Consider the following 23530-nt stretch of genomic DNA (forward strand, 5'->3'; position numbering starts at 1 on the left):
GGTGCGTCTGCGTGATCTCAGCTATCGTGTCAAGACGCCGCTCAGCGTCACGCTGGTCATCGTACTGACGGCGATCATTCTGTCGATCACGCTCCTGGCACGCGCCTATCAGGACAATCGGGAAGAGATGATCGACAACGCGCTCAGCCTGGGGAGTGTCCTGGCCCGCACCCTGGCCCCGGCCCTGACCCGCGACGATGTCTGGCAGGCCTACGAGACGATCATGACCCCGCTGGAACGCGAGGCCCGTGCAGCCGGGGGGCCCGCTCCGGTGACCTCGTCCAATGGTGACCGGGGTGCAGCGGATCCCTCCCAGCGCGAGATCCTGGTGCTGGATACGGGACAGTCGATTTACGTGGCCTCGCGCCCGCGCCGTTACCCCATGCTGGTCCAGCTTGGACAGATGGGCGGCGAGTATGCGGATCTAGCCGGACGGATCGCGGAGCACAATGCTGGAGAGCCCTTTGTGGCGCGGGACATCTGGCCGGATCGCTATGCGATGGTCGTGCCCATCCTCGCCGAGGACGGCGCGCAGCTGGGCACGCTGGTGCTGAACTATTCGAACGACCTGCTGTTTCCCCGCTTTCTCAACACTGTCGAGCAGGTGATCCTGGCCACGCTCCTGGTGCTGCTGGCGTTGCTGCCCCTCGGCTGGTACTGGGGCAAGCGCCTGACCGATCCGCTCAGCCATCTGTCCGCCTGCATGCAGCGGGTGGGCAGCGAGGTCCCCAGCGACATCCAGTGCGATCTGTACGACGGCCGCGACGAGATCGGACAGGTCTCCATGCGCTTTCGTCGCATGCTGGACGAGTTGCGCGAGAAGCAGGAACTTGAACGCAGCATGGTGGCCTCCGAACGGCTGGCGGCCGTGGGCCGGTTGACCGCAGGGATCGCGCACGAGATCAACAACCCGCTGGGTGGAATGCTGAACGCGATCAGCACCTACAAGCGCCACGGGGAGGACCGCGACCCGGTCGCGGACCGCACGATCTCGCTGCTGGAGCGCGGGCTTGTGCAGATCAAGGGTACGGTGGGGGCATTGCTGGTCGAGGCGCGCCTGGAAAGTCACGCCCTGACACTGGAGGACCTGCAGGATATCCGCACTCTGGTCCAGCCCGATATCCAGCGCAAGGGGCTCCGTCTGGTCTGGGACAATACGATCGACGCGCCGATCCCGTTGCCTTCGTCCCAGGTGCGCCAGGTGTTGCTGAACCTGCTATTGAATGCGGTGCAGGCCAGCGAGGAGGGCGGCGAGGTGGCCTGCACGCTGCGCGCGGACGATCGCTACTTTTTCGCCGCCATCTCGAACGGAGGTGAGTACATCAGCCGCGACCGAATGGCTCATTTGTTCGAACCGTTCGCGAACAGCAGCGGCGAGGGTCATGGGCTCGGGTTGTGGGTGACCTATCAGATGATCCAGCAACTGGACGGACAGATCGAGGTGACAAGCAACGAGACGGCGACGCTCTTCGAGGTGACGCTGCCACTGTCGGAAGGGGATGCCACATGAACGAACGTCCGCGCCTGTGCCTGATCGAGGACGATGCGATCATGGGCGAGTCGCTGTGTGATCGCTTCGAACTGGAGGGCTATGCGGTGGACTGGGCCAGGAGCATTGCCGAGGCCCGGGAACGACTGGCGGGGGGCGGCTATGCGGTTGTGCTGAGCGATATCCGCCTGGGCGACGGCTATGGCGATGCGCTCTTCCTGGAGTGGCAGGAGACCCACGGCGTCGCGGCGCCCTGGCTGTTCATCACGGCCTACGGCGCGGTGGACCGCGCCGTAGAGTTGCTCAAGCGCGGGGCGGCCGACTACATCACCAAGCCGTTTGATCTCGACGCCCTGGTGGACAAGGTCGCCGCGTTGACGACCGGCCAGGGTGAGGATGCCTCGGGCGCGACCACGCTGGGGACCTCGGCCGCAATGCGCCGGATCTCCTCGCTTCTGGGGCGGCTCGCGGAACAGGCGAGCACCGTGTTGATTACGGGTGAATCGGGAACGGGCAAGGAAGCCGTCGCACGCGAGCTGCATCGCCTTGATCCGGTGCGTTCGGATCAGCCTTTTGTGCCGGTGAATTGCGGTGGGCTGACCGAAACCCTGCTGGAGGCCGAATTGTTCGGTCACGAAAAGGGGGCCTTCACCGGAGCGGTGCGGGCTCGCCCGGGGGTTTTCGAGCAGGCGCACGGGGGGACGTTGTTCCTGGACGAGGTCGGTGACATGCCGCCGGTCATGCAGGTCAAGCTCCTGCGTGCGATCCAGGAGCGTCAAATCGTGCGCGTTGGAGGCGAAAAGCCGATTCCGGTGGAGCTGCGTCTGATCTGCGCGACCCATCGCGATCTGCTGCAGATGGTCCGGGAAGGCAGCTTCCGCGAGGACCTGTACTACCGTATCCACGTGATTCACCTGCGCATTCCGCCGTTGCGCGAGCGGCCCGAGGATATCCCGTGGCTGGTGCGGCGCTTCCTCGAGGGCTATGCGCGGGAACACGGCGAGCCGGTCAAGACGCTCACGCCCACCGCGGAAAATGCACTCCTGCGTCACCCCTGGCCCGGCAATATTCGCGAGCTGAAGCACGCGATCGAGCGGGCCTGCATCATGAGCCCCGGCCCGGGCTTGCAGGCCGATACCCTGTTCGATGAGCCGGGCGACGAGCCCGCCCCGGGACCCGACGTCGAAGGTGCCCGGCTCAGTCAGTACCTTCAGGCCTGCGAGGAGAGCTATATCCAGCGGGCACTGGAACTGCACGACGGACACATTGGCAACACGGCGGCCAACCTGGGCATCAGCCGCAAGAATCTCTGGGAACGCATGAAGCGCCTGGGACTGTCCGCGGATGGCGGACGCCAGGCCTGAGGGCCGGCCATCCGCGGCGTATCAGCGCCGCGGCCGGGTGTACCAGAACCAGCTGAGATGGCGGGAGCGCAGGCTCCAGGGGAACAGCAGGACCTGGAGCACGACCAGGATGTGGCGCCCGGGGTTGAACCAGTCCGCCTTGCGGCCGGAGGTCAGGACGGGCGTGTCCAGGATCTCGACGTGCTGGCCGTGCCTGCGGCCCCAGCGGCGCAAGGCGCGGGACAGGAAGACCTCCTCCCCGGCGTACACGGCCTCGCTGAAGCCGCCGACCGCCGCGAAGGCCTCGCGGGTGCAGAAGACGTAGCAGCCCGCGGCCAGCCCCAGGCGCGCGGAGAGCGCATTCCATGTACGCGCGCCCCAGCGGTAGATGCGGTGATTGAGGTGGTCGAAGTCCACCCGTGCGCCACCCCCGCAGACCTGGCCGCTGTCCAGGGCGGTCAGCGTGGCCTGCAGCAGGTCACGGTCTGGCCAGGTGTCGGCGTCCACGAACAGCAGGTAGCCCCCGTTGGCCGCCTCCGCGCCGGCATTGCGGGCGCGGCTGATCCTGCGTTCCGGCTCGAAGACAACGCGACAGCCCGCGCGCTGTGCAATCTTCGGGGTCGCGTCGGTGGAGGCGTTGTCCACCACGATGATCTCGCTGGCGCGGCCGAGGCCGGAGAGGGCGTTCTGAACCGCCGTCAGGGTTCGTGGCAGCCACGCGGCCTCGTTCCAGGCCGGGATGACGACCGAAAGGGCGGGAGCGCGGGCCACGCAGCGGCCCGGATCAGTAGGTCGGCATGTGGGGGTCGACCTCGCGTGCCCAGGCGTCGATGCCACCGGAAAGATTGATGACGTTCTTGAACCCGACGCGGGCCAGGAACCCGCAGACCTGCTGGCTGCGGACCCCGTGGTGACAGATCACCACGATCTCGTCCTCCGGGTTCAGATCCTGGTATGCCGTCGGGATCTGGCCCATCGGAAGCAGCTGCGAGCCGTCGATGTGGCAGTGCTGGTATTCCCAGGGTTCGCGTACATCCAGCAGCGTCGGGGCCGTGGCCGCCTGGGTGAGGTAGTCCCGCAATTCGCTGGGAGACATCTGCTGCATCGGTCAATCCGGGCCGGAGTGAAAGGGACACGCTAGGGCTTGGTGGGTCTCGGTGCAAGAAGGACGGCGGCTGGGGGGCCAAGGGGGAGGCGGATTATTGGGATGGATGCCCCAGATGTATGTCCCCGTGGCAGGCGGGAGTGTGCGCGGCTGGCGCGCATGAACCTCGTGGCCTCTTGCGCTGTTTGGAGCGGGTTGTTCGGAAAAGGGCGGTGCGGTTCAGCGGTTCGACTCGCTTCCAGGTCAGGATGGCATCGAAAGCAGGCGGCCGTATTCCGCGCGGACCGCCGTATAGCACTCGCAGGCGCATGCCTCCAGCCCTGGCCGGTCGAGAACGGTGATATGTCCCCGGTGATATTCGATCAGGCCCGCTTTTTGCAGTTTTCCGGCCGCGCAGGTGATGCCTTCCCGGCGCACGCCCATAAGGTGAGCAATCAGTTCCTGGGTCATTTCGAGCTTGTTCGTGTGCAGGCGGTCGAGATTCAGCAGCAGCCAGCGGGAGAGCTGCTGGTCCACCGTGTGGTGGCGATTGCACACGGCTGTTTGCGCCATCTGCGTGAGCAGGGCCTGGGTGTAGCGCAATAGCAGCAGCTGCATGGCGCCGCCGTGCGCGAACCCCTCTTTCAGGATCTGCGCCTTGATCCGGAATCCTTGCCCGGCGCTATGCACGACAGCGCGGCTGGAGGTGCTCTCGCCGCCCATGAACAACGAGATCCCGACCATGCCCTCGTATCCGACGACCGCGACCTCGGTTGTTGCGCCGTCCTGCATGACGTTGAGGAGGGACACGATGGCCGTGGTGGGAAAGTAGGCGTAACGCATCGGGTGGCCGGGCTCGGCGAGGACTTCTCCCAGCGGCATGGGCACCGCCTCCAGGTGCGGGGAGAATTGTGCGCAGGCATCTGGCGGAAGTGCTGCGAGCAGCTGGTTCTCGCGAGATTCACTGGCGAACGGCATTCCGGGCCTCCTGCCTTGAGGTTCCATCGGCACATAGACGCCCCCCGGTTGCCGCGATCGCAACGGTTCTGAATCGCGGACTGACGTGTGCATGGTTCCAATTGATGCACCGCGTGTCCCTTTTAATAGACGGACAGATGCCAGCAGTCAATGCGCGGTTTACAGGAAACGTGAGTTCGAACGCGGTTCTCAGGCGGGTATTGGCCCTGATGCGGGTCGCCCCGGGTCGCGGGTGGGTGCGCACCCGAGCCTGCACGGCGGGCCGGTCGCGGAAATCCCCGGCGTAACAGCCGGTTCGAGGTTCCATGGTCAAGGTGTGTGTCCGATGGGCGCGATGAAGGCGGCTGAACGCCGCCTCGGCGGTGCATGGGCGGCGCGATTCGCGATCGGGAGGCCGCAAGGCGGCATGGGATCGCGGGGGCTTTGTGTGGGACCGAACATACGGTGAACGCGCCTGGCTCCAGTATAGGTGGCAAGTGAGCGGCTTTCGGACACCGGGGTGTCGAGACCGAAGGCCGCGTGTCATCAACCGGCTCGCCGGCGCTGGGTGTCGAACCCGGAGGCTGGATGTCGAGCCCAGTACGGAGCCCCAGCATGGAGCCACAAGCAGCCATTGTCGAACCCGCCGATGATCCGCGGGCGTTACAGCGTGCCCTGTACGCCTATCGTACGCCGCTTCTCGCGCGCAGCGTGTTTGAACTGGTCGTTACCGTGATCCCGTTCGGCTTTTTCTGGTTTCTGGCCTGGGCAAGCGTGAGTGCCGGCTACTGGCTCGGGCTGGTGCTGGTCATTCCCGCCGCGGCGTTTCTCGTGCGCCTGTTCATGATCCAGCATGACTGCGGGCACGGGTCGTTCTTCCCGTCCCGCCGCGCCAACACCTGGATCGGCCGGGCCCTGGGCGTAGTGACGCTGACGCCCTACGACTTCTGGCGCCACACGCATGCTCTACACCATGCGCACTCCGGCAACCTGGACCGCGCGGACGAGGGCAGCATCGAGACCTTGAGCGTGCGTGAATACCAGGCCCTTTCTCCGGCGCAACGCCTGCGTTACCGGCTGTACCGGCACCCGTTGATCCTGTTTGGCCTGGGGCCGGTCTACCTCTTCTTGTTGCACAACCGCATGCCCGTCGGGTTCATGCGCGCCGGATGGATGCCCTGGCTGAGCACCATGGGTACCAATGTGGGCATTGCGCTGGTCGTGGTTGCGATGATGTGGCTGGTGGGTGCGGGCACCTTTCTCCTGGTGCATCTGCCGATCGCGGTTCTGGCGGGCGCGATCGGCGTCTGGCTGTTCTATGTCCAGCACCAGTTCGAGAAGACGCGCTGGGCGCGCGATCCGGAGTGGTCTTTCCAGGAAACGGCGCTCTACGGCAGCTCCTATTATGATCTGCCCGCCCCGCTGCGCTGGATGACCGCGAATATCGGGATCCACCACGTCCATCATCTCGCCAGCCGCATCCCCTTTTACCGGTTGCCCGAGGTGCTGAAGGATTATCCGCAGCTTCGCACGATCAGTCGTGTGACGCTGAAGGAAAGCCTCCATGGCGCCCGGCTCGCCCTGTGGGACGAGCAACGGCAGCGCCTGATCCCCTTCGAGCACGCGAACAAGCCGACGGCGCCGGTACGTGCCTGAAGGGTCAGCGCGAGTGTTGCGGCAGGGTGCGGGCCTGGTCGGTGGGGGCGGGACGGGCGGTCCTGCGACTCGGAGAGGGCATCCAGGCGGCGAAACCCGCGCAGCGACCGACCAGGCAGTGCTTCCGTGTTGGGGCCCGGGGTTTTTTGGCTGCCAGGGAAGGCCGCAGGCGGCACCTCCGCGGCGACGATGGGGGGACCTATCGGAGCCCGAAGAAGCCCAGTATGAACAAAACGATAACGATGGCGCCGACGATGTAGATGATCTGGTTCATGACACTCTCCATTGGGTTGGGGCGGGTTCCGCGACGGATGGGTCCGAACCCGGTGATTCGCCTACCACGTTATGGGGGTCTCGGTCTCGCGTCGGTGCGCCACCGCACAGGGAATGCCGGGTCACTTTCAGCCATGACCACTGGCCAGGGAGACGGCTGCGGGCAAGGCTCGGTGGCCACTGTCGTGCCGCGGCGGTTTGTTCGGTAACAGACCGACACGCGCCCGGGGTCTTCGTAATGTGAAACGAGCGAACGGGCCGGCTTCCAGCCGGGCAAGGCGCTTGAGGAGGGAACGATGACAAATCTTCGAACCGCGACGGGCAACGGCCTGGTTTTCGTTCTGATGCTCGTCGCCCTTTCCGGCTTCGAGGTCGGTTCCACGCCGGAGACGGGCGAGAAGGTCGAAGCCGCCGTAGAACCCGCCTGGGAATCCTTCGCCAATATCGGAGAAAGCACCGCGAATGCGGAGCGCGCCCCTCGCGAATGACCAGCGGGTCGGTAACGCTGAAGGAGATGGCTTGAGGAGGAAACATGAACAAGGATCCCATCAAGGCTGTGTCGAAGAGGCGAAGACTCACGTGAAGCAGGCGGCCGGAAAGGCCTTTGGAAACCGGGCGATGGAACAGAAAGACCGGGCTCGGAAGGTGGGTGAAACAGGCCCGGGCGAGATACGGTGACCTGAAGACGGACATCAAGGGTCGCACCTGATCCGGGCTTCGCGCCGGCTCCATCGGCCACCGGATTCGATGGCGGATGCGGCCCTGGCACAGCAGCACGACCGGGGACCGGGCTATGATGGGGGGATCAGTGGCGGTGGCCACTGGACGGATTGGAATGGAGGACCCATGCAGAAACTGAGCCCGGAGTTCGAAAGGCAGTTGCGTTTGCGCCAGGACGCCGAGAGCCGGTTGCGCGAGGGTTCGGCTCCGCGCAATGGGGGCTGGACGGTAGGACCGGATTCGCTGACGCTCCTGTACCGGCTGGCGAGCGACCCGGATACCGCGGCGGACGCGCTCAGGCTGCTGAGCGAGTTGCAGACCCACCAGGTCGAGCTCGACCTGCAGCATGCCCAGCTGCGAAGCGACCAGGAGGAGCTGGACCAGGCCCTGGCGCGTTACCGGGGCCTTTACGAGTTTGCCCCGGTGGGGTACCTGGTCGTCGGGCTCGATGGAATCATCCGCGAAGGCAACCGTGCCGGAGCCGAGCTGCTTGGCACCGAACCGGATGGGCTGGAGGGGCAGCCCCTCGCGTCGTGGTTCGCGCCGGGTAGCCAGCCGGCCGTCCAGGGAGTGGTCGATGCCTGCCGTGAAGGCGCCGCGGGTGTCTGCTGCTCGGTTGCATCCGGCGGCCGAGGGAGCGGCGACGCCGAGCCGTTCCAGTTGACTGCGACCCTGGGCCCGGGGGGCGAGGAGGTATTGCTGGTCGTCGCGAGGTCCGAGCCATCGCCGCGCTGAGCCTGGCCGGGAGGGGCTGAGCATGGGTCATCGTTCCCCTGTCGATGCCTCTGAGGCGTTGCGCATTGTCGGTATCGGGGCGTCCGCCGGGGGGCTGGTCGCGCTGGAGGAGTTCCTGCACCGGATACCGGCCGATGGCGGTATGGCGTGTATCGTGGTGCAGCACCTTGATCCCACGCAAAAGGGTCTGCTGCCCGAGCTGTTGCAACGGGTCACCGACATGCCGGTGTGCGCGGCGGAACAGGGCATGCGCATCGAGCCGGGTCACGTGTATGTGATTCCGCCGAACACGGAACTAACGCTGGTCGGTACCACGCTGCATCTGGCGGAACCCGCCGAGCCGCGGGGCATGCGTTTGCCGGTCAATATCCTGTTCTCGTCCCTCGCCAGTGGTCAGGGCGAACGGGCCATCGGGGTGGTGCTCTCCGGCATGGGTTCGGACGGTACGGCGGGGCTGCAGGCCATCAAGGCCGTAGGCGGCCTGACGGCGGTGCAGGACCCCGAATCGGCCCAGTTCGATTCCATGCCCAGAAGCGCGATCAAGGCGGGCTGTGCCGATATCGTGGCAACGCCGAGCGAGCTGCCGGGACGGATCCTGGCCGTCATGGCACACCCGAGCGAGACGGGCGCCGGTTCCGATGAAACGCCACCACCGGAGGCCGCCTCGCCTCTGGAACGGATCGTGACCCTGTTGCAACAACGTATCCGCCATGACTTTTCGCTGTACAAGCCGAGCACGTTGAAGCGGCGGGCGGAGCGGCGCATGGCCATCCATGGCCTCGCCTCACTGGAGCAATACGCGGAGTTTGTTGAACACAATTCGCAGGAGGGCGAATTGCTGTTCAAGGAGCTGCTGATCGGCGTGACCAGCTTCTTTCGCGATGCCGCAACCTGGGAGTATCTGGCCGGGACCGCGCTGCCCGAGCTCCTGGAACGGCGCAAGGGGGAAGACAAGCTGCGGGCCTGGGTGATTGGCTGTTCGACTGGCGAGGAGGCCTATTCGCTGGCCATGGTGTTCACGGAGGTCATGGAGCGGGCCCCGGACCCGCATGGCGTCACGCTTCAGATCTTCGCATCGGATTTGAGCCCGGATGGCATTGCGACGGCGCGCAGAGGCCAGTATCCGCTGTCGATCGCGGACGATGTGTCGCCGGAGCGGCTGGCCCGCTTCTTTACCGCGCACGAACGCTACTATCAGATCAACCAGGACATCCGGGACATGGTGCTGTTCGCGCAGCATGACGTGATCCTGGATCCGCCCTTCACCAAGCTCGACCTGATTGCCTGCCGCAACCTGCTGATCTATTTCGGGCCGGTGCTGCAGCGGAGGCTGCTGCCCCTGTTCCATTACATCCTGCGCCCGGGGGGCGTGCTGTTTCTGGGGACTTCCGAGACCGTCGGGCAATTCAACCATCTTTTCACCCCGATCGAGTCGCGCCTGCGGTTCTACCAGCGCCAGGATCACGCCCCCATGGGCGGGCGTGATTTCCTCCTGCGTGCGTTCCCGCCGCTGTCCGGCCCGAACAAGGAGCATCCCGTGTCTTCCACCGAGGTTTCTTCGCGACCCACCGATGAGCTACAGGCGGCGGCCGACCAGGTCCTGCTCCAGGTGTACGCGCCCGCCGCGGTCGTGCTCAACGGCGACGGGGATATCGTGTACATCAGCGGCCACACCGGAAAATACCTCGAGCCGGCGGCCGGAAAGGCCAACTGGAATATCTTCGCGATGGCCCGCGAAGGCCTGGGCGGCCCCCTGGCCAGTGCGCTGAAGAAGGCCGCCACGGGCGATCGGCCCGTGCACCTGCACAGCCTGGAGGTGCCCACGCACGCTGGGGTGCAGCGTGTCGACGTGACCGTGCACGCCTTTCATGACCCATCCCCCTTGCGCGGCATGACCATGGTCATATTCCGCGATCTGGCACCCAGTAGCGCCGGACACGGGGGGCGCAGTCCCAAGGGCAAGGGCGGCAGGCCGGCAGCGCATGCGGCCGAGCTGCAGCAGTACCGGGCCGAGATCGAGTCCTTGCGCGAGGAGGCCCGCACATCCCGGCAAGAGTCGCAGGCGGCCAACGAGGAACTGCAATCGGCCAACGAGGAACTGCAATCGACCAACGAGGAGCTCAACAGCTCCAAGGAAGAGATGCAGTCCATGAACGAGGAACTGCAGACGATCAATGCCGAGCTGCAGGCCAAGCTGGACGATCTCGCGCTCGCGCAGAGTGACATGCAGAACGTGCTCAACAGTATCGAGATCGCCATCCTGTTCCTGGATCAGAACCTGGATGTACGGCGTTATACCGATCAGGCGGCCAAGATTTTTCGTCTTCGGGAAAGCGATGTCGGCCGGCCACTCAGCGATCTCACCACCAGCCTGGAATACCCGGAGTTGCAGGAGGACGCACGCCACACCCTGCGCACCCTGGCCTCCACGGAGAAACAGGTCACCACCGACGACAGCCGCTGGTTCACGGTGCGCATCATGCCCTATCGGCGGGTGGACAACGTGATCGACGGGGTCGTGATCACCATGGTCGATATCACCGAGACCAAGCGGCTGGAAGCCGCGCTACGCGATTGAAACGCAAGCCATGAAGGCCCGCCCAGATGGGCGGGCCTTCATGGGGCATGGACGAGTGGAGGCGGGTTACCGCGATCACGGTCTCGGCGGTAGCCGCGCGTGCACATCGCGGCCGACCTGTCGCGTCCGGTCGCTATTTGAGCTGCATGTCGTTGTCGACTGACCTTACGCCCTCGACGCCGCGTGCAATCTCGACGGCCTTGTTGATGTCCTCCTGGGAACTGACGAAGCCGCTCAACTGCACCCGCCCCTCGTAGGTCTCGACGCTGACTTCGAAGCCGCTCAGGGACGGCTCGTTGAACAACGCCGTCTTCACCTTGGTGGTGATCACGCTGTCGTCGATGTACTCGCCGGCAGTCTGTCTTTCACCCGATCCAGCGCAACCCGCGAGGAGCAGGGCCAGCAAGAGGGTCAGGAAGATCGGGGGCAGATATCGCAACTGTCTCATTTCTTGTACTCCAGATGGGTATGGACCCAGTCACCATGGACTGTCTCGGTCAGGAGCCGCCCTGGGTTCGGGGTGTCGGTGGTTGCGTGTCCGTGGGCAGGAACGACTGGATCTATATCCGGCCGGTGAGTAGCAGGATGAGAAGGATGATCAGTACGACTCCGATCACCCCGCCCGGGGCATAGCCCCAGTTCCGGCTGTGCGGCCACGTGGGGATCACGCCGATTAACAGAAGGACAAGGACGATGAGCAGGATGGTTCCCAGTGACATGGCGTTTCCCTCCGGGTAACGGGCCTTTGCGGCCGGGTATTCGTGACTAGCACTGTCGGAAAGTCTGGCTCGCGGGCGCGCCAGCGTCTGTACGATGCCGCACAGATCGCGTCCCGCCGCGGCTTCCGGCGTTGTCCGGCAGGGGATTGAATGCGGGTTCTCCGGGGTGATCGACGGAGATGTTTGGGGGCGACATTCGCACGCCCGTTTGTTCGGCGGCGCACAGAGTCACCACGGGTGGGATGGCAATCTGCTCCTGTACCGTGGTCCGGACCGCGGATCGACACGGTCCGGGGAGCAGGCCGTCGGCCTTCTGTCGGGGAGAACCCGGACGAGAGGGTGGCGAGCGCGCTCCCCGGAACTCGCATCCCGTCCGGAGACAGGAGAGATCATGAGCGCCAACGAGTTCGGAGACGCCGCGGGGGATGACGCCGACCGCATGGGCCCCCGCGCAAACGGGCCACCTGACCCTGTCTTTTCCAGGGCGGCCCTTGCCAGAATCTGGGCCGGGCAGCACCGCCTGCGAGAGAGACTGCGCAACGCCGGTACGGCGAGCGGCGATCGCCGCAACGGCTAGGGAAACACTGATCAATGTACGCACTCGCGTTGGTACCCCAGGTTTTCCGAGACAAGCCGTGTCGTGCAGCGGGTAGTGGTTCTACCCGCAAGCGGCGCAACGCAGGATCGGGGAACCTGGGGTACCAACCCCACAAACCATTCAATGCAGGGGCTCGGCCGCCCGTGCTTATCAAAAACGGGCGCGCGCACGGCGTTGCGGCTCCCTTGTGCAGAATGACTGCAGGGCGGTCACCGCGCCTTGTTCGCACGCAAAAGCGACTCGAGCGCGAGCGTGTACATTGATCAGTGTTTCCCTAGGGAAAGGGCTGCCTTAAACGTGTGCTCGCCGCGCTGTGTCAGCGAGCAAGAAGCGGGACGAAGCAGCGAGCGCGTCGAGCGGCTCGCTTCACTCTAAAGGCACGGCCTCGCGTCGCGCAGGAACCGCTGGAAATCGGCGGGCGACAATGGCGCGCCAAACAGGAAACCCTGAAAGGTGTCGCAGTTCTGGTCGGCAAGGAAGCGACGCTGTGCTTCCGTCTCCACGCCCTCCGCGACGATCGTCAGACCGAGGCTTCCGGCCAGATTGATAATCGCCGAAACCAGGATCGCGTCGGTCTCGGGCTGTCCGATTTTCGCCACCAGTGACTGATCGATCTTGATCTCCTGCAGTCGTAGCCGGGTCAGGCGGGACAGGGATGACCACCCGCGTCCGAAGTCATCCACGGACAGGCGAACACCCAGGTCCTGCAGTTCTTGCGCCCGGGACAAGGTCTCTTCATTGCAATCCAGAGTGGCGCCTTCGGTGAGCTCCAGCGTCAGCTGCTCCGGATTGGTGTGATAGGAATCCAGCGCGCGGCGGACGTGCTCGACGAAATCCGACTGCTGGAACTCCAGCGCGCTGATATTGACCGCCAGGGTGAGGTTGCGGGTCGCGGGATCCTGCGACCAGGCGGCGAGCTGGGCGCATGCGATGTCCAGCACCCAGCGCCCGATGGGCAGGATCAGACCGGTCTGTCCGGCGATTCCGAGGAAGTCGCGGGGCGCCATCAATCCGTGTTTCGGATGTCGCCAGCGCAGGAGGGATTCGGCCCCGACCAGGCGTCCTTCTCCATTGAATCGGGGCTGGTAGTGCAGTTCCATCTGGCCGTCGCGCAGGGCGTTGCCCAGTGCATCTTCCAGCCGGCCCCGCGCATCCAGCACGGCCTGCATGGATGGGTCGAAAAAGATTACCCGGTTGCGCCCGGCCGATTTCGCCTTGTACAGCGCCAGATCGGCATGCTGGAGCAATTCGGCCTCGGTCTCGCCCGGGCCGAACAGGCGCACGCCGATGCTGGTGGTGCAGTGGAACGAGAACCCGCCCAGGTCGGCGGGCTCGGCAATGCTTTGGCGCAGCTTTTCGCCGATGCTCTGGGCGAGCAGGGCTGCGCTGTCCCGGGTCGAGCCGAGGCTGTCCAGGAGCACCACGAACTCGTCGCCCCCCATGCGCGCCACGGTATCGACTTCGCGCAGCGCGGCACGCAGGCGCCGTCCCACTTCGGCAAGCAGTCGGTCGCCGGCGTCATGGCCCCGGGTATCGTTGAGCACCTTGAAATCGTCGAGGTCGAGGAACACGATCGCGCCGTAGAGGCCCTTGCGCTCGGATGCCGCCAGCGTCTGGGCGAGGCGGTCCAGCAGGAGACGGCGGTTGGGAAGGCCGGTCAGGGCATCGAAGTACGCCAGGCGGTGGATCTCCGCCGCGGCTTCGGCGCGTTCGGTGATGTCGAAGAACGCGATCCGCATGGTGGGCCCCGTGTTGGATGGGGCCAGGGCGACGCATTGAAGTTGGGCCGGGAACTGCTTGCCCTCCACGTCCTGGAGCAGAAGCTCGTGCTCCCGGGGTTCACCCAGATGGGTCGTCCAGACCGCCGAGACTTGTTCCTGCCATCGCTCGCGGTCGCAGGGTGCGATGAACTGGTCGAAGGAATAGTCCCGCAGCTGTTCGGGGGACAGGCCCAGGAGCTGACTGGCGAGTTGATTGGCCTGCGTCAATTGGCCATCGCCCGCAATGATGGCGTAGGCCACCGGGGCCGACTCGAACAGATCGACATAGCGGTTCCGTGACTCCTCCAGTTCGTTCTGTGCCTGGCGCAGGGCATCGTTCTGCATCTCCAGTTCCAGCTGGTGGACCTGGAGTTCATGCAGGATGGCCTGGGAGGATTCGGGGGACTCCTCGGACGTGGCCTCGTCGAGGCGGGCCTCCGCCGCGAGCCGCAAGGCACTCCTCGTCTCGTGCTTATGCGCCATGCTGTTGTCCCTGTTGTGTTCCAGGCCTGAAGCCCTTTGTGTTCGCATGCATGCACCACCGTATCGAATCGCGTATTCGGCTCGGCCGGGCGCATGATGCTGGCAGGGTCATACCAACACCACGCCGGGTCGAGCGCCTATGCATCACCCTGTCACCGGCACCCCGGGGGGTCTGTGCGGTACCGTACACGCCACCGTTGCTCGCTCCGATGCTGGCGCGGCCGGGCGCGATCACGTCTTTGAAACGAGATGGAGTTCGACATGATGCTCCTGGTGGTCGTCCACCAATGGGATGCGTGAATCCGGGCACTCGGCACCGTCCACCGTCATGCGGGTCGCCTGACCTTCGCGTTCCGCGGTCGGCCGGATGGTGATGTGGTAGACCGTCTCGCGGTAGCGATAGTGGATGCGGTAGGCGTCCCAGTCCGCGGGGACGCAGGGCGCGATGCGCAGATGGTCGGCTTCCAGGTGCAGGCCCAGCAGGGTCTCGACCGACAGCCGGTACATCCAGCCGGCCGCCCCGGTGTACCAGGTCCAGCCGCCGCGGCCGGTGTGCGGTGGGGCGCCGTAGATATCCGCGCACATCACGTAGGGCTCGACCCGGTAGCGTTCGATGGCCTCCGGGGTACTGCCCTGGTGAATGGGATTGAGCATGGCGAAGAACTCCCAGGCGCGTTCCGTGTCGCCCATCCTGGCGAACGCCATCGTGGTCCAGATGGCGGCATGGGTGTACTGGCCGCCGTTTTCGCGCACACCGGGTATATAGCCCTTGATGTACCCCGGTTCCAGGTCGGAATGGTCGAAGGGCGGGTCGAGCAGCTGGATGATCCGCGCGTCGCGTCGCACCAGGCGCGTGTCCACCGCCGCCATGGCCTGGCGGGCGCGCAGCGGGTCGCCAGCCCCGGAGAGGATCGCCCAGCTCTGGCTGATCGAATCGATCTGGCATTCCTCGTTGCTGGACGAACCCAGCGGAGTCCCATTGTCGAACCAGGCGCGCCGGTACCAGGCACCATCCCAGGCTTCGGCTTCGATGTTGTCGCGAAGTGCTTCGCCCTGCGCGGTGCACAACTCGGCAAAGTCCGCGTCGCCGTACTTGCGCGCGAGGTCGGCGAATCGCTCGAGATTCTCGAACAGGAACCACGCGAGCCATACGCTCTCGCCCTTGCCCTCGTTGCCGACCAGATTCATGCTGTCGTTCCAGTCGCCGCAACCCATCAGCGGCAGGTGGTGCGCGCCGAAACGCAGTCCGTGCCGGAGGGCGCGCACGCAGTGTTCATAGAGGCTGGCCGATTCCGACGAGGTCTGCGGCTGGTCGTAGTAGGCCTCCTCGTCCGCATGGAGTTCGCGGCCTTCCAGGAACGCGATGGACTCGTCGAGAACGCCGGTGTCCCCGGTGGCTGCCACGTAACGACAGGCGGCATAGGGCAGCCACAGGTAGTCGTCGGAGAACCGGGTGCGCACGCCCTGGCCGTAGGGCGGGTGCCACCAGTGCTGCACGTCGCCCTGCGGGAACTGGCGTCCGGCACAGCGAAGCAGCTGTTCGCGGGCCAGCCAGGGCGTGGCATGGACGAGCGCCATGGTGTCCTGCAACTGATCCCGGAACCCGTAGGCACCGCCGGACTGGTAATAGCCGCTGCGGCCCCACAGCCGGCACGATATCGTCTGATATACCAGCCAGCCGTTGGCCAGCACGTTCAGGGCGGGGTCGGGCGTGTCCACATGCACCGCGCCCAGCGTGTGATTCCAGTATTCCCAGACCGCTTCGAGTGCGTGGCGCGCGCCGGCGCGGCCGCCGAATCGCTGGATGTACTGGCGCGCCTCGTCGGCGTTGGCGGCCGCACCGAACACGAACACGATCTCTTGTTCCTCTCCTGCAGCCAGTTCGATCCGGGTCTGGAGCGCGGCGCACGGGTCGAGGCCGGGCCCGGTCTTGCCGGACAGCCGCTTACGGCGCATCGCCTCCGGGCTGGCCAGCGAGCGGTTGCGGCCAATGAATTCGTTGCGACTCCCGCTGATCCAGCGCTCGCGTCCGCCAACATGGGCAAACACCACCCGGTTGGCGCATTCGCGGCCGTAGGCATTGCGGGCCAGCAGCGCCCCGGTTTGCGCATCGGCTTCGGTGACGATGTGCATCATGTTCGCGTGCCGCCACTCGCCGAGCACCAGTTCCCAGTACCCGGTCAGCGACAGGCTGCGTGGCCGCTGCGATGTGTTGCTCAGTTTGACCCGCACGATCTTCACCGGAGCGTCCATGGCGACGTAGGTATGCAGCTCCGAGGCGATCTCCGATTCGGCGTGCTCGAACACGCTGTAGCCAAACCCGTGCCGGCATACGTAGCCGGATTGGCCGCGGGCGGGCAGCGGCGTGGGTGACCAGAATATCCCGGTCTCCTCGTCGCGGATGTAGAAGGCCTCGCCGCTGGCGTCGGAGAGCGGATCGTTGTGCCAGGTGGTGAGGCGGAACTCGTGCGCGTTCTCGACCCAGGTGTAGGCACTGCCGCTCTCGCTGACGACCGTGCCAATGTGGGGGCTGGCGATGACGTTGACCCACGGCGCCGGGGTCGTCTGGCCGGGCTCCAGGGTGACCACGTATTCATGCCCGTCGGGGGTGAAGCCGCCCAGCCCGTTGCTGAATACCCGCTCGCGTGACGCCAGCGGATGAACCGCCTCGGGGCTGGCGGGCTTGGCGGGTTCCAGGAGGTCGGAGGCACGCGTTGCAGTCACGCGCCGGTCCACCGATCGGCCCGGCTTCGAGCGGCGCCGATCCACCGATCGTCCCTTGTTCGAGACCCGCCGATCCAGCGACTTGGCCGACAGCCTCCGGTCCATCTCTTCGCTCAGGGTCTTGGCCGTGTCGCTGAAGACGATCCGCGCCACCGTCTGCAGCAGGACCCGTTCGTCCTCGGTCAGTTCTTCGGCACGCCGTACGAAGACGCCGCCGGGGTGGTCGACGACCTGCGCCTCGGGGCCGGCGTGGATCAGCCCCATGATTTGATCCTGGAGCAGGGCGCGGTAGCCGGAGAAGTCCTCGTTCACGATCACCAGGTCCGCGGCCAGGCCCTTCAGACGCCAGTAGGTGTGGGCCTGCAGGATCTGTCTGACCAGGCCGATGCGATCCAGGTTGCGGATGTGCAACAGGACAATGGGCAGGTCCCCCGAGATGCCGAAGCGCCACAGCCCGGACTGGCCCAGCCGGTTGCGCGCGATGGTGGCGGGGTCGGTGCGGCGCAGGGCGTTGCCGAAGACGACGGAACTGGCCAGGCGACCGAAGAGCTGGGCATCGACTTCGGTGGCATTGATGTGGCGCAGCACCTCCTGGCTCTGGAACCAGGCCATCTCGAATGCCCGCTCGACAAAGTAGCGGTCGCAATACTTCTCCAGCACGGCGAGTGCGACGTCGCGGGTGTCCACGGCCCCGGAGATGATCTGCACGCTGGCCGACTCGTCGGGCGCCAGGGTCAGGGTGCGGCGGATCGCCACCACGGGGTCGAGCACCGGCCCATCCGTATTGGAAAGGGTCGCCTCGCTGTCCGGCTTGTCGAGCACCAGCGGGTTGGCGGCGCTGCGCCCGCGGCCGATGAAGCGGGCACGGTCGGTCTCGTAGGAGGGTTCGTCGGTTGTCGCACCCGGGGCCGCCATCAGGTGGAACATCCAGGGCGGCTGTTCGCCCGGCGTGCGCGGGCGCCGCGTGCAGAGGATCGCCTGGCGCTCCGGCAGGATCTCGGTCTGCACGAACAGATTGCTGAACGAGCGGTGCGCGAGGTCGTTGTTCAACGGCGCCAGCACCACCTCCGCGTAGCTGGTCACCTCGATGTGGCGGGTACTGGACGACTGGTTGGTGAGGGTGACGCGGCGGATCTCGACATCGTCCTCGGGCGCGACACAGATCTCGGTGTGGGCCTCGATCGCGTGGTCGCGGCGGCGGTATTCCGCCCGCCCCTGGACGAAGATCGCCTCGTAGTGGTCGGCGGGGCGCAGGGTGGGCTGGTGGGCCGTCGACCAGTAGGTGCCGCTGTCGCGGTCGCGCAGGTAGATAAACGTGCCCCAGCCATCGGTAGTGGCATCCTCGCGCCAGCGGGTGACAGCGAGGTCGCGCCAGCGGCTGGCGCTGCCGCCGGCATGCGTCGCCACGACGTGGTAACGCCCGTTCGACAGCAGATGAACCTCGGGCATCGGCGTGTCCGGGTCGGTGAACACGCGCATGATCGAACCGGTGTCCGCGCCGGAGGGGCGAGCGGCGGCACTGACCTCCGCAGCGTGCGGGTGCACGGTGGCGCCCTTCTTTGGCACCCGTTCCTGGAGCAGCAATTCGGTCGCCCGCACCAGCGGATCGGACATGAAACGGCGCTGCATTGGCTGGTCGAGCAGGACATGGGCAAAGGCGAGCAGGCTCATGCCCTGGTGATGCGCCATGAAGGAGCGGACAACGGCATGCGGATTGCCGTGCGGCACCCGGGTCGCCGTATAGTCGATCGCCTCGTAGAACCCGTAGGCGCCGAGGAATCCCTGATCCGCCAGGTTCTGGAGGTTACGGCAGGCGTCCTGCGGTGCCACGGTCAGGGCCAGGGCGCTGGCGTAGGGTGCGATCACCAGGTCATCGCCCAGCCCCCGCTTGAGCCCGAGGCCGGGAACGCCGAAGGCGCGGTACTGGTACACCTGATGGAGATCCGTGGCGCTGTAACAGGACTCGGATATACCCCAGGGCACTGCCCGTTGACGGCCGTATTCGATCTGCCGCGCCACGGCCGCCTTGCCGGTCTGGTCCAGCAGGGTATGGGTGTAGCTCGGCATGATGAGCTGCGGCATCAGGTATTCGAACATCGAGCCGCTCCACGAGATCAGGCTGACGTCCCCTCCATGGCGGGTCAGCAGGCGGCCGAGCGTGAACCAGTGCTTCTGCGGCACCTGCCCCTGCGCGATGAGCAGGAAACTGGCCAGACGGGCCTCCGATGCCAGCAGGTCGTAGCAGGATGGGTCACGCCGACGTTCGGTCACGTCATAGCCGATGGCCAGCAGGTCGCGCGGCACGTCGTAGAGAAATTCGAAATCCATCGTCGCCAGTGCGCCGCAACGACCGATCAGGTCGTCGATGCGGTCGATCTGTTCCCGGGCGGCGCCACCTCCGGAATCCGCCCGGGCCAGTTCCGCCACTGTGGGGAGGCCGTTGTCCGGCCACGTGGCGGGAACCAGCGTTGCGAACGCTTCCTGAAGGGCCTGGGCCTGGCGCTGGAATGCCTGCGTCCAGGCCTCCAGTTCAGGGTCGATTTCGGTACCTGGCGACGGCTCCTCGAGGAGCATGCCTCCGAGGCGGTGAAGCTCGCCGAGCGCACGGGTGGCGGCCTCCAGGGTCTGCGGGGGGCCGTTCAGTATCAGGGTGCGCAGGGTCTCCTGCAGCCGGCCGACGGTTTTCGTCAACTCGGGCGCGGAAGCAGGGGGCAAGTGTTCGGCGAGCACCTCCAGGGTGTCCTGTAGGCCCTGCCACGCGTTCGCAGTCAGAATCGGCTGGTGCTTCAGTTCCTCCAGGCCGGCTTGCAGGGTCAGCAGGCTGCCGGCCAGGTTGCCGCTGTCCACGGTCGATACGTATTGCGGCTGGAGGGGTTGCAGCGTGCGGGTGTCGTACCAGTTGTAGAAATGCCCGCGGTAGCGTTCCAGCTGCTCCATCGAGCCCAGGGTATTGCCGATGCGCTCCAGGCATTCCCCGGTCGTGAGATAGCCGAAATCGACCGCCGCCAGATCGGCCAGTAACGCCATGCCCATGTTGGTCGGCGAGGTTCGCGTGGCGATGGCCGGGGCAGGGGATTCCTGAAAATTGTCGGGTGGGAGCCAGTGGTCTTCGGGGCCGACGAAGTCCAGGAAGTAACGCCAGGTGCGTCGGGCCACGGCCCGCAGGAAGGCCCGCTGATCGGCGCTCAGGTCCGGAGTGGAAACGCTCAGCGGCCGGCTGATCCACCAGCCGATCACCGGCGAGACCAGCCACAGCAGCAGGATCGGGGCGGCGGCAAGCCAGACCGCCGCCGGGCTGCCGGTCAGGGCCAGTAGCACGCCCAGCACGACGGCAAGGCCGGGTGCGCTCGCCATCTCCCGGAAAAAGCCGGCCGGCGTCTGGAGGGCATTGCGGCGCGCGTACGAAGGCAGGTACCACAGCAGCAGACCGCTGCGCGTGTACAACATGCGGATGCCCGAGTGCAGGATCGCACCCACGCTGATCCGCGCGTCGTAGGGCAGGAAGGCCAGGGTCAGCAGGGCGAGCAGCAGCGGCCGGCCGGTCGACCGTCCGGTCAGGTTCAAGTGTGGCGCCCAGTCGCGTCCGGTGGGCTTGTCGATCAGCTCGATGATGCTGGACAGCAGGGTGGGCAGGAGCACCACGGCCACGACCAGCAGGGTCCACAGCCACGCCGGTCCCAGCAGCCAGCCCCCTGCAAGCAGGAGCACCAGCGCGGGCGCGACCAGGCTGCGCCGCAGGTTGTCGAACAGTTTCCAGCGCGACAGGGCCGAGAGCGGGTTCGGCTGGCGCGGTCCCATGGATCCGTCCGGGCCGGGCGGCCCCGGTACCCGCGGGCGCAGCCAGCCTGCCAGTTGCCAGTCACCGCGTATCCAGCGGTGGCGCCGACTGGCGTCGATGGCAACACTGGCCGGGTGTTCCTCGATCAGTTCGATATCGGTCACCAGGGCCGACCGCGCATAGCCACTTTCGAGCAGGTCGTGACTGAGGATGAGATTTTCCGGAAAGCGTCCGTCGACGGCCTGGCGGAACGCATCCACGTCGTAGATCCCCTTGCCGATAAATGAGCCTTCGCAGAAGACATCCTGGTAGACGTCCGACACTTCGCGGGTATACGGGTCGAGGCCGGACTCACCGGCAAACAACCGGCTGAAGTGCGACTGCTCGGCGCTGGTCAGGCTGATCGTCGCGCGTGGCTGGAGGATCGCATAGCCCTCCACCACGCGGCCCTTGTCGGGGTCGTAGACCGGGCGGTTGAGCGGATGCGCCAGATTGCCGATCAGGGCGCGGGCGGCGTCGCGCGGTAGCTGTGTATCGGTATCCAGGGTGATGACATACTGGATCGACGCGAGCACGGACGGATCGCCAACAAGATCGGAGAAGGCGGTCAGGGCTTCGCCTCGCAGCCGCGCATTGAACTGCTCCAGCTTGCCGCGCTTGCGCTCGTGGCCCATCCAACACTGCTCGAACGGATTCCACACCCGGGGCCGGTGGAACAAGTAAAAGATGCAGGGACGGTCGTCGCTGTAGGTCTGGTTGAGTTGTTCGACTGCACTGCGCGCATGGGCGAGCAGGGCCTCATCCCCGGGCATGGTTTGTTCGGGCGCGTCGCGGAAGTCCGTCAGCAGGGCGAAAAACAGGTTGGGATCGCGATTCCCGAGATAGCGGATCTCCATGGCTTCGAGTAGATCATCGACGTCCTGCGGACTTCCCAGCAGGGTGGGTACGACCACCATGGTTCGGTGGCAGTCGGGGATCCCGTGGGAAAAATCCATGCGGGGCAAGGCCCGTGGTGGCAGAACGCGCGTGTACAGCAGGTTTACCAGGGCGATCGCCAGCGCCGAGGCGGCGATCAAGAGCGGAAGCGCAAGCAGCCAGTTCCATCCGGAACCGGCGCCGAAGAGGCCACCAAGGGCTGCCGCACCCCCTGCGATGAGGAGCGTGAGCAACCCAATGGGCCCCAGATACAGGGGCAGGCTGTGTTCCCGGAACACCCCGCGGATGCGGGATCTCCACGAGGGCCGGTAGCCCACTGCATGCTCCAGGTCCGGACGTCCCCGGTCGCCCAGGTAGTAGCCCACATGCACACCGCGGTCGCGGTGGTTCCGGTGAGTGGCTGCCGCTTGCGCCAGACCGATGGCTTCGTGCGCGACGCTCGGTTCGCTGCGACCGCTGTGGCGCGCCACTTCCTCGATGACGTGGCGGTACCGGTCGCGGGTCGCGAAGTCCTGGCCGGCGTAGCTGCCCATTGGATCCTCGCTCAGGATCCGTTCCACCACGCTGAGTGACTCGACATACTGCTTCCAGTCCATCGAGGAGATGAAACGCAGGCTGCCGATGCAGTTGGCGATGGAAATCTGGTTGGCTGCCGCCGTGCGTCCATACGCCTCGGACAACCCGGTAGTGGTGACCCCCTGTTCCTGCAACCGTTGCTCGACCCAGGTCTGCACGAAGGCCATGGACGGCCCCTGCGCCTGGAGCCGGCCGTAAAACTCCTCCACGAACGGCGCCGTCAACGGGACGTCGGCACTGGCAAACTCGGCCAGCAACTGGATCAGCTGCGCGGGTTCGCGTTCGGCGGCCATGAGCATGCGGTCCGCCCAGGTAATGGCCGCGTCACGCTCCACGCGGCGCTGGGCGATGCGTACCCCGACGCGGCGCAGGTTCTCCAGCAAGGCCAGCTGGAGCATAATCGGGAACGCCCACAGCTCACCCAGTTTCAGGGGCTCGACGGTCTGATAGGCGGCGATCAACTCGGTGGCGTTGTCGCGATCGACCCGGCCATCCATGTGCGAGATCAGTCCCAGCGCCAGGTCGTAGATGCGCGGGAAGCCCGCCGACGGGCCATCGGCCAGGTGCGGCAGCTGCCGGCTGTAGCCGTCGGGCAGATGGCGTCGTGCCATCGCGATCTGCTGCTCGATCAGGTAGAAGTTGTCGAGCAGCCACGCCTCGTCCGGCACGATTCGCTGGCCCGGTACTTCGGCACGGGTCGCGGTGATGACGTCGTAGGCCGCGATCAGGACCCGTTCATTGTCCGCCAGCCGCGGCAGCAGCCGGTCCGGCCCGGGGCGGGAATCGATACGGTGCTGCTCGGCCAGCGTGACCGCATGCCGCTTGAGCTGCTCGACGCTCAGGAGTTCCGAACGCAGCAACTCGGTGTCGCGGTCGTGGCGAAGCGCCTCGCGCGTACGCGAGGAAGATCCAAACGCCTTGATATCGATGACCCTCTCCTTGTCCGAACGCAGGTGGGTCTGGTCTGGACTGGCCGACCCGTCGTGGACACCCATTTCAGGATTGCACTTGGAACGCCTCCCGTATGTTCGCTAGCACACCGTCGCTCTGCGCTACATGTGGCTTATCGAGAGCGGGGGACGCCGGCCGGGCCCGGAACAAGAGGCATGCCGGGATGACCA

At 65.9% G+C, this 23530-nt stretch carries 13 protein-coding genes; 6 read left to right on the forward strand and 7 right to left on the reverse strand.

The window, feature by feature from the left end:
* Position 1 precedes the first annotated feature (1 nt).
* The gene (locus F817_RS0112540; RefSeq protein WP_024327971.1) at positions 2–1510 is read left to right on the forward strand and encodes a HAMP domain-containing sensor histidine kinase; all 1509 of its coding nucleotides are present in this window, start codon (positions 2–4) and stop codon (positions 1508–1510) included.
* Entirely contained in the window at positions 1507–2853 is a 1347-nt protein-coding gene (locus F817_RS0112545) for a sigma-54 dependent transcriptional regulator (protein ID WP_024327972.1), read from the forward strand. Before F817_RS0112540 ends, F817_RS0112545 begins: the two co-directional genes overlap by 4 nt.
* A gap of 21 nt (positions 2854–2874) precedes the next feature.
* Here the strand turns inward: F817_RS0112545 and F817_RS0112550 are convergent, their stop codons facing one another.
* The 3 genes from F817_RS0112550 to F817_RS0112560 form a co-directional block, all read right to left on the reverse strand.
* A complete protein-coding gene (locus F817_RS0112550; protein WP_024327973.1) occupies positions 2875–3603 on the reverse strand; it encodes a glycosyltransferase in 729 nt (242 codons plus the stop codon).
* Between the two features lie 13 nt (positions 3604–3616).
* Positions 3617–3937 (reverse strand): rhodanese-like domain-containing protein, encoded by a 321-nt coding sequence (locus F817_RS0112555; protein ID WP_024327974.1) that lies wholly within the window; start codon positions 3935–3937, stop codon positions 3617–3619.
* Positions 3938–4180: 243 nt separating this feature from the next.
* Positions 4181–4798: a Crp/Fnr family transcriptional regulator gene (locus F817_RS0112560; RefSeq protein ID WP_024327975.1), complete on the reverse strand. Its 618-nt coding sequence runs from the start codon at positions 4796–4798 to the stop codon at positions 4181–4183.
* A gap of 690 nt (positions 4799–5488) precedes the next feature.
* On the opposite strand from F817_RS0112560, the gene F817_RS0112565 reads away from it, so the two are divergent.
* The 4 genes from F817_RS0112565 (at position 5489) to F817_RS0112585 (ending at position 10835) form a co-directional block, all read left to right on the forward strand.
* Complete coding sequence (locus tag F817_RS0112565; RefSeq protein WP_024327976.1) at positions 5489–6529, forward strand: fatty acid desaturase; 1041 nt, start codon at positions 5489–5491, stop codon at positions 6527–6529.
* Positions 6530–7098: 569 nt separating this feature from the next.
* On the forward strand, positions 7099–7290 hold the full coding sequence (locus tag F817_RS0112575) for a hypothetical protein (RefSeq protein ID WP_024327977.1): 192 nt from the start codon (positions 7099–7101) through the stop codon (positions 7288–7290).
* A 358-nt stretch (positions 7291–7648) separates the two neighbouring features.
* Positions 7649–8257, forward strand: coding sequence for a PAS domain S-box protein (locus F817_RS0112580; RefSeq protein ID WP_024327978.1), 609 nt, complete (start codon positions 7649–7651; stop codon positions 8255–8257).
* Between the two features lie 22 nt (positions 8258–8279).
* The gene (locus tag F817_RS0112585) at positions 8280–10835 is read left to right on the forward strand and encodes a chemotaxis protein CheB (RefSeq protein ID WP_024327979.1); all 2556 of its coding nucleotides are present in this window, start codon (positions 8280–8282) and stop codon (positions 10833–10835) included.
* A gap of 133 nt (positions 10836–10968) precedes the next feature.
* Here F817_RS0112585 and F817_RS0112590 read toward each other — a convergent pair whose 3' ends face one another.
* The 4 genes from F817_RS0112590 to F817_RS0112610 form a co-directional block, all read right to left on the reverse strand.
* Positions 10969–11283, reverse strand: a complete 315-nt coding sequence (locus F817_RS0112590; RefSeq protein WP_024327980.1) for a BON domain-containing protein — start codon at positions 11281–11283, stop codon at positions 10969–10971.
* A 112-nt stretch (positions 11284–11395) separates the two neighbouring features.
* Positions 11396–11554, reverse strand: a complete 159-nt coding sequence (locus F817_RS14405) for a DUF3309 family protein (protein ID WP_019568825.1) — start codon at positions 11552–11554, stop codon at positions 11396–11398.
* A 969-nt stretch (positions 11555–12523) separates the two neighbouring features.
* The gene (locus F817_RS0112605; RefSeq protein ID WP_024327981.1) at positions 12524–14293 is read right to left on the reverse strand and encodes an EAL domain-containing protein; all 1770 of its coding nucleotides are present in this window, start codon (positions 14291–14293) and stop codon (positions 12524–12526) included.
* A 333-nt stretch (positions 14294–14626) separates the two neighbouring features.
* The gene (locus F817_RS0112610) at positions 14627–23269 is read right to left on the reverse strand and encodes a GH36-type glycosyl hydrolase domain-containing protein (protein ID WP_024327982.1); all 8643 of its coding nucleotides are present in this window, start codon (positions 23267–23269) and stop codon (positions 14627–14629) included.
* Positions 23270–23530: the final 261 nt, after the last annotated feature.

The organism is Thioalkalivibrio sp. AKL19, assembly GCF_000420165.1.
Lineage (GTDB): Bacteria > Pseudomonadota > Gammaproteobacteria > Ectothiorhodospirales > Ectothiorhodospiraceae > Thioalkalivibrio.